We start from the raw sequence: 760 nt of genomic DNA, 5'->3' as shown, positions 1-760 counted from the left end.
AATCATGACCACCCGTCAAACGGGTGGTTTGAACAAGGGCTATAAGCCCACATCACCAGCCAGCGCCTAAAGACGCTGGCTTTCACTTTGTTCAAGCCTCACTGCTTTTGACTCGTCACTAGCCTCTTAAAGAGGCATTCGTACTACTTGCCATTATCCCTAAAGGGATCTTCATACTCTTTTACACTCAATTTATCAAGTGCTATATCATGCTTTTCCTGCTCTTGTATATATTTCTTAATTGTGGCTTCATTAAGTCCAACTGTACTTACATAATAGCCCTCTACCCAGAAATGGCGATTGCCAAATTTATATTTGAGATTGGCGTGTTTATCAAACATCATAAGAGCACTCTTACCTTTTAAATAACCCATAAAGCTTGATACACTTAATCTCGAAGGAATACTGACTAACATATGAACATGATCCGGCATCAGATGTCCTTCGATAATTTCTACGCCTTTATAACTACACAAACGTCGGAATATTTCTCCCAAACTACTTCGATATTGATTATAGATGATTTTTCGTCTATACTTAGGGGTGAAGACAATGTGGTATTTACACAACCACTTTGTATGTGATAAACTATGTGCCTTTTGTGCCATACTTTTCTCCTCTCGCTTTACAATTGGCTTGAACACCTTTATTGTATCGCGTTTGGAGTTTTTTTGGTATAACCTTCGTCGCGCACCCGCATAGCGGGTGGTTTATTTGTCACGCACCTTACGGAGCGTGACGGACTAAAAGTCACATAAAA

The 760-nt window shown here is 39.9% G+C and carries 1 protein-coding gene; it reads right to left on the bottom strand.

Going from position 1 to position 760, the window contains the following annotated elements; genetic code table 11:
• Nucleotides 1-143: 143 nt before the first annotated feature.
• Nucleotides 144-608 carry an IS200/IS605 family transposase gene (gene tnpA, locus C1G57_RS02045; protein ID WP_105113546.1) on the bottom strand — a complete coding sequence of 155 codons (465 nt, stop codon included), beginning with the start codon at nucleotides 606-608 and terminating at the stop codon, nucleotides 144-146.
• Nucleotides 609-760 lie beyond the last annotated feature (152 nt).

It is taken from the genome of Streptococcus suis (assembly GCF_002960425.1).
Taxonomy (GTDB): Bacteria; Bacillota; Bacilli; order Lactobacillales; family Streptococcaceae; genus Streptococcus; species Streptococcus suis_S.
Note: the sequence above shows the minus strand (reverse complement) of the source record. Positions and strands in the feature narration are given on the sequence as shown.